At 69.9% G+C, this 6,112-nt stretch carries 6 protein-coding genes; 2 read left to right on the forward strand and 4 right to left on the reverse strand.

All coding sequences use genetic code 11. The features are described 5' to 3' along the window. Positions 1-89: 89 nt before the first annotated feature. Complete coding sequence (locus AB0M08_RS47005; RefSeq protein ID WP_364508749.1) at positions 90-917, reverse strand: peptidylprolyl isomerase; 828 nt, start codon at positions 915-917, stop codon at positions 90-92. Between the two features lie 29 nt (positions 918-946). Continuing rightward, positions 947-1,807, reverse strand: coding sequence for a peptidylprolyl isomerase (locus AB0M08_RS47010; protein WP_364508752.1), 861 nt, complete (start codon positions 1,805-1,807; stop codon positions 947-949). Positions 1,808-1,964: 157 nt separating this feature from the next. On the opposite strand from AB0M08_RS47010, the gene AB0M08_RS47015 reads away from it, so the two are divergent. Then, a complete protein-coding gene (locus tag AB0M08_RS47015; protein ID WP_364508755.1) occupies positions 1,965-2,636 on the forward strand; it encodes an MBL fold metallo-hydrolase in 672 nt (223 codons plus the stop codon). A 51-nt stretch (positions 2,637-2,687) separates the two neighbouring features. Next, on the forward strand, positions 2,688-3,998 hold the full coding sequence (gene hisS, locus AB0M08_RS47020; RefSeq protein ID WP_364508757.1) for a histidine--tRNA ligase: 1,311 nt from the start codon (positions 2,688-2,690) through the stop codon (positions 3,996-3,998). A 208-nt stretch (positions 3,999-4,206) separates the two neighbouring features. Here the strand turns inward: hisS and AB0M08_RS47025 are convergent, their stop codons facing one another. After that, positions 4,207-5,097, reverse strand: coding sequence for a DUF559 domain-containing protein (locus AB0M08_RS47025; protein ID WP_364508760.1), 891 nt, complete (start codon positions 5,095-5,097; stop codon positions 4,207-4,209). A 273-nt stretch (positions 5,098-5,370) separates the two neighbouring features. Beyond that, complete coding sequence (locus tag AB0M08_RS47030; RefSeq protein WP_364508762.1) at positions 5,371-5,895, reverse strand: PaaI family thioesterase; 525 nt, start codon at positions 5,893-5,895, stop codon at positions 5,371-5,373. Positions 5,896-6,112 lie beyond the last annotated feature (217 nt).

Consider the following 6,112-nt stretch of genomic DNA (forward strand, 5'->3'; position numbering starts at 1 on the left):
GGCTGGGGCGGTGGGTGGGCAGGCAGGGCATAAATGGTTCACGCCCTGTCTGCCCACCCACCGCCCCAACCGTCAGAGGGCGACCAAGTTCAGGAGACCGTCATCGTCTTGATGTCGAGTTCCTTCTTGGGGTGGCCGCCGCCGGCCGAGGAGTCGAAGGCGCCGTCGTCGCCGGCCTTGACGACCTCCTTGACGATGTCCAGGCCCGTGGTGATGGTGCCGAGGAGCGTGTAGTTCGCCGAGAGCTGGGTGTCCTCGGAGCAGATGAAGAACTGGCTGCCGGTGGAGCCGGCCGCGCCGGTGTTCGCCATCGCGATGGAGCCCGCCGGGTACGGGTTGTTGGTGTCCGTCGGCAGGTTCTCCTCGGCCATGGTGTAGCTCGGGCCGCCGGTGCCGTCGGTGTCGCGGTAGCCCTTGCCGGTGGCGAACGGGTCGCCGCACTGCAGGACCTTGAAGCTGTCCTCGTTGACCAGGCGGTGGCACTTGGTGTTGTCGAGGAACTTCTTCTCGGCGAGGTACTTGAAGCTGGCGCCGGTGCAGGGCGCCTTGCTCAGGTCGATCGTCGCGGAGATCTTGCCGAGGTTGGTGTCGAACGTCAGCGTCGAGGTGCCGGTGTTCGGCGCGTTCGCGGCCGGGGTGCCGACATCCTTGATCTTGCCGCCGCTGGAGTCGTCGGCCGGGGTCCAGGTGCAGGAGACCGTGCCGGCGGGCGTGCTGCTCGCGGTGGTCTTCTTGTCGTCCTTCTTGAGCGCGCTCACGATCCAGACGGCCGCGCCGGCGATGACCACCACCGCGATGGCCGAACCGATGATCGCCTGCCGCTGGCGCCGCTTACGGGCGGAGGCGGCACGCTCGGCCATCTCCTTCTCGAGCCGCGCCCGCGCGGCCGCGCGCTGCCGGTCCTTGATCGACGACACGTCGTTCCTCCTGCTGGTCTCTTCCGAACTCACGACTGCGCGCTTGCCGAGGGTGCCACCGTAGCCGCATCGTCCGCGCCGACGGTCAGGCTCTGAATGGTGATCTTCTCCTTGGGCTTGACCTTCTCGCCGGCGTCGTCGGCCACTGTGGTGATCTTGCCGATCTTGGCGAGCGTGTCGTCGCCACCGGTGACCTGACCCACGATCGAGTAGGGCGCCTCCGTGGTCGGGGCGTAGTCCTTGAAGAAGATGAGGAACTGGCTGCCGTTGCTGCCGGCCGGATTGCCGATCAGCGTCACGGTGCCCTTGGGGTAGAGCACGGCGCTCTCGGTGGCCGAGGCGCTGGCGGACGGGTCCGGGATCACCGGGGTGTTCTCGTCGTAGAACGTGTAGGTGGGGCCACCCTGGCCGGTGCCGCTCGGGTCACCGCAGTGCACCGCGCCGATCGCCATGATCTCGTAGCAGTCGGTGTCGTCGTAGAACTGCTTGCCGGCCAGGTACGACAGGCTGGCGGCCGCGCACGGAGCACTCGCGACGTCCAGGCTCACCGTGATCGGGTCACCCTGGTTCGTGGTGATCGACATGGTCTCGGTGCCGGACTCGGGCAGGTTCGTCGTCTCCGGCGTACCGACCTCGGTGAGATCGGTGTTCTTCGAGGCGTCCAGCGGCGTCCAGATGCAGGTGTCGCCGGCCTCGGTGCTGGTCGTGTCGTCGGAGTCGAAGACGCCGCCGATCCAGAGTCCGCCGCCCACGATGAGCACCAGCGCGAGGCCGGTGCCGACGCCGGCCATCACCCGGCGGCGCACACGTTCGCGCTCGGCACGACGCGCCATCTGCCGGTCGTATTTCGCGCGCGCGAGCTTGCGCTGCCGGTCCTTGCTGGAGGCCACCTACGCTGTCCTTCCCTGTGCATGTCAAGGGGTGCGGCACGCCACACGCCCGCAAGAGTGTACGGGTACCTCCTGAGAAAGTGGTGTGCGGCCGCCCGGCTAGGCTCGTTACGATTCGCACCCGTTTTCATCGGAGTTTCATCAAAGGGGGACGGCTTTGCTCGTCACCGGCTTTCCGGCTGAGGCCTTCGGCACCAACTGCTATGTGGTCGCCGCCGGTCCGGGCGAGCAGTGCCTGATCGTCGACCCGGGCATCGGTGTGCTGGATCGCCTGGACGAGGTACTGGCCGAGCACCGGTTGCACCCGGCCGCGGTGCTGCTCACACACGGCCACCTGGACCACACGTTCTCCGTCGCCCCGGTCTGCGGCGCGCGCGGCGTGACCGCGTACGTCCACCCGGCCGACCGGGAGATGCTGGCCGACCCGGCGAAGGGCCTGAGTGTCGACCTGACTCAGCTGTTCGGGGGACGGTTGCAGTACACCGAGCCGGACGACGTGGCCGAGCTGACCGACGGCGCGGTCCTGTCGATCGCGGGCATCGAGATCATCGTCGACCATGCGCCGGGCCATACCGGCGGGTCGGTGCTGTTCCGGGTCCCCGGCGTCTGCTTCTCCGGCGACGTGCTGTTCAAGGGGTCCATCGGGCGTACCGACCTGCCGGGCGGTGACACCGCGACGATGATGGCCAGCCTGCGGGACAAGATCCTGCCGCTGGACGACGAACTCGTCGTGCTGCCCGGCCACGGACCGCAGACGACCATCGGTCAGGAGCGCGCGTCGAACCCGTATCTGCGGGATCTGACCGCCGCGCCCGGCCGTGGGTTCTGACCCTTTCCTCGGCTTCCTTCAAGCTTTGCGTACGCGTTCGCAGGAGTGATTGTGCCTATTTCCGGTTTTCCCGAATGGCTGCCGTCGCAGCGGATGATCGAGCAGTTCGTGCTCGACAGGATTCGGTCCACCTTCGAGCTCTACGGCTTCGCGCCGCTCGAGACGCGCGCCGTCGAGCCGCTGGAGACGCTGCTCTCCAAGGGCGAGACGTCCAAGGAGGTCTACCTCCTGCGCCGCCTCCAGGATTCGGGGGAGGCGCCGCTCAAGGATGAAGATCAACTCGGGCTGCACTTCGACCTGACCGTCCCCTTCGCACGCTTCGTCGTGGAGAACCACGGCAAACTGCAGTTCCCGTTCCGTCGCTACCAGATCCAGAAGGTGTGGCGGGGCGAGCGCCCGCAGGAGGGCCGGTACCGCGAGTTCCTCCAGGCCGACATCGACGTGATCAACCGGGACGCCCTGCCGTTCCACTTCGACACCGAGATCCCGCTGGTGATCGGGGACGTGTTCCGCTCCCTGCCGGTCCCCGCCGCGACCATCCTGGTGAACAACCGGAAGGTGTGCGAGGGCTTCTACCGCGGCCTGGGGTTGTCCGATACCGCCCAGGTTCTGCGTACGGTGGACAAGCTCGACAAGATCGGCCCGGCGAAGGTGGCCGCCGCCCTGGTCGAGACGGTCGGCGCCACCGACGCGCAGGCCGAGGCGTGCCTGAGGCTCGCCGAGATCTCCGCGACCGACGGCTCCTTCGCCGACCGGGTCACGGCGCTCGGCGTCACCGACCCGATGCTGGAGGAGGGGCTCAGCGAGCTGGTCCAGGTCGTCGAGGCCGCGAACGAGCACGCCCCCGGCCTGGTCCGCGCCGAGCTGAAGATCGCCCGCGGTCTCGACTACTACACCGGCACCGTCTACGAGACCCAGCTGGAGGGTTACGAGCGCTTCGGCTCGATCTGCTCCGGCGGCCGCTACGAGACCCTCGCCTCGGTCGGCAACACCCGTTTCCCCGGCGTCGGCATCTCCATCGGCGTGTCCCGCATGCTCGGCCTGCTCTTCGGCCAGAACGCGCTGACGGTGTCCCGCTCGGTCCCGACCTGCGTGGTGGTCGCCCTCCCCAACGAGGAGAAGCGCCCCGAGTGCGACCGGATCGCCGCCGCCCTCCGCAAGCGCGGTATCCCGACCGAGGTGGCCCCGGCCGCCGCCAAGTTCGGCAAGCAGATCCAGTTCGCCGACCGCCGCGGCATCCCCTACGTCTGGTTCCCCGGCGACCCCGACACGGTCAAGGACATCCGCTCCGGCGCCCAGATCGAGGCCTCCGCCGAGAGCTGGACCCCACCCGCCGAGGACCTCAAGCCCGCCATCTCCTGATTCCTTCCCGGTACGCCGAAGGCCGCCGCACCCACCGTCGGCCCTCGGCGCGCTGGGCACGGGCGGGAAGCCCCGCTACCCGCTGCTGGCTGGCGCTGAGGGGTGTGTCGGGCTGCGCGGCACACCCGTGAACGCCAGCCGCTTGCTCTCGGCTGGCGCTGAGGGGTGTGCCGGCGGTGCCGAGGGACCTCAGCGCCAGCCGCGGGGATCAACGGTGGCGGGCCAGCTCCGCGGCGACGCGGGAGACGGTCTCCTGTGGGCGGCGGACGATGTCGTTCGCGGTGAAGCGGAGGACCGTCCAGCCGGCGTCCTGCAGGGCGTTCATCCGCGTGATGTCGCGGCGGAACTGGTCGCGCTCCCGGTGGTGGTCGCCCTCGTACTCGGCGGCCACCTGCTCGGCCGGCCAGCCGAGATCGACGCGTCCGAGCAGGCGACCTCGCCGATCGCGTACCTCGTATTGCGGCTGTGGTGCCCGGATCCCGCCATCGTGGAACAGCAGGCGCATGAGGGTTTCCATCGGTGACTCGGCACGACCGTCGGCGAGACCCGCGATCTCCCTCAGCCGGGGGACGCCCGGCCACTGGTCGCGCCGGCGGGCGAGCTCGGCCACGTCGCCGATCGTGAGGACGCCGCGGCGGATCATGCCGTCCATCAGGATCAGCGCGTCCGGGCGGTGCAGCCGGCGGCCCAGGTCGAAGGCCGTACGCGCCGGTGTCGTCACCCGCAGCCCGTGGAGCAGGGTGACATCGCCGACGCCGAAGACGGTGTGGTGGACCGAGACCCGGGGATACCTGTTCATCCAGCCGTCCCGGGCAGCCACCACGGAGACGGGCGGCTCCGGTGCCAGCAGATCGGCGCCCCACAGATGGGCGGCACTCGGGCCACCGATCGCCACCCGGGGCGGTGAGACCAGCCCCACCGCGGTACACCAGGCCCGATGATCGAGGACCATTCCCCGGTACGCGTAGACGTCGGGCAGAAGCCGCTGCCAGCTCGTGCCCCGCAGCATGGTCCTGCTCAGTAGCCCGTCGGCGACCGCGGTCGATCCGCGGAACGGCGCCGTGGTCAGCGAGGTGGGGATACGTGGAATGGTAGACATCCCGGCAGGGTTCCGGCTCGGGGCCCGTCCGCGCTGGACCCCTGTGAACAACCGGCCGCTGTGGATAACCGGCGGGTTCCTCAGCCAGGAGCGTGCGTGCCGGCAGGGTGGCTGGCGCTGAGGGGTGTGTGGGGGTGGCTGACGCACCCGTGAGGGCCAGCCGAGGCCGGGTGGCTGGTGTTCGAGGGTGTGTGGGGCGGGGTGAGAGACCCGGGAGGGCCAGCCGGGGGCCGGAGTACGGGGCTGGAGTACGGGGCCGGCCGGAGGGGTGGGTTACGGGGTGGGGAGGTCGAAGATCAGGCAGGACGACGTGGCGTGGGCGATCAGGCGATTGCGGGCGTCGGTCAGGCGGGCCTCGGCGAGTGCGGTGCGGCGGCCCTGCTGGAGTACGGAGCCGGTGCAGGTCAGGGGGCCGGTGGCGACCGTGACGGGGCGGAGGAACTTCACGTTCAGGTCCATGCTCGTGTAGCCGATGCCGGCCGGGAGCGTCGACTGGACGGAGCAGGCGGCGGCGGTGTCGAGCAGGGTGGAGATGACGCCGCCGTGGACGGTGCCGATCGGGTTGTAGTGGAACTCCTGCGGGTCGAGGGTGATGCTGACACTGCCCTCCTCGACGTGCATGCCGGCGCCGCCGATCAGCTGGAAGATCGGCGGGGGCGGTACCTCACCGGCGGCCATCGCGCGCAGGACGTCGAGGCCGCTCCGGTGCACGAAGAGCTTGACGTGCTCCGACGGGTCGGTCCAGCTGAAGGTGCGGGTCCGTACGGCGTCGACCGGGGCATCCTGAGTCTGCGTCATGGACGCAGGCTGGCACGACCTTGCTGCGTCTGTCAACGAGACTTAGCCTTCACGGCATGGTTGGACACGTCACACCCCGGATCCCTCATCCAGACGGCCACCACGCGAGCGGCGCGGCCGGCGGCGGAAGCGGCGTGGGCGGTGCAGGCGTGGGCGCGGGCGGCGCGGGCGGCGCGGGCGGCGCGGGCGCGGGCGGCGCGGGCGGCGTGGGCGCGGG

This window comes from Actinoplanes sp. NPDC051851 (genome assembly GCF_040681165.1).
Classification (GTDB): Bacteria; Actinomycetota; Actinomycetes; order Mycobacteriales; family Micromonosporaceae; genus Actinoplanes.